Raw genomic sequence first — 600 nt, 5'->3', positions numbered from 1 at the left:
GGGGACCTTTTATAGGCCGAGTGTGCTTCAGGCAACGCGATCCACCGCGACGTCGTCCTTGGCGGGGATTCGGTCACGCGGAGGGCCCTGCAGATCCGATGGCCCGCGTGATTCCCCACCAGCCCCGACGAATGCCCTACCGACAGCAGGGCACTTCACGAATTGGGTGCCAGTGTTGTTCGTTTCCCCGGTGCGTTTCGTTTCGGCAGGGACCTGTTACCGGCGCAACCGGTAGCGGATGAGCCGCGAGCTGTTGCCCACCACGGCGACCGAGGAAGCGTTGTGCAGGACCGCAGCGGCGACCGGGGACAGCCCGCCTGCCGCCGACACCGCCAATCCGGCGGCGTTGACCGCGATGGACATGCCGTAGTTCTGCCGGATCAAGCGGATTGCGCGACGGCCGAGGTCGCGCAGCTCCAGCAGGGCGCGCAAGTCGTCGGCGGCGAGGGCGACATCCGCGGTCTCGACGGCAACGTCGGTGCCCGCGACGCCCATCGCGATACCGATGTCGGCCAGCGCCAGCGCCGGGGCGTCATTGGTGCCGTCGCCGACGACCGCGACCGTGTGGCCCTCGGACTGCAATGCCCGGACCACGTCCTG

The 600-nt window shown here is 68.7% G+C and carries 1 protein-coding gene; it reads right to left on the bottom strand.

Translation table 11 applies throughout. The features are described 5' to 3' along the window. Positions 1-216: 216 nt before the first annotated feature. Positions 217-600 (bottom strand): HAD-IC family P-type ATPase (locus ABD793_RS42570; RefSeq protein WP_344869581.1); only part of this gene is annotated, 384 nt, incomplete at its 5' end.

The sequence above is a fragment of the Amycolatopsis ultiminotia genome (assembly GCF_039536925.1).
In the GTDB taxonomy this organism is placed as follows: Bacteria; Actinomycetota; Actinomycetes; order Mycobacteriales; family Pseudonocardiaceae; genus Amycolatopsis; species Amycolatopsis ultiminotia.
This window is presented reverse-complemented; position numbering and strand designations above follow the sequence as displayed.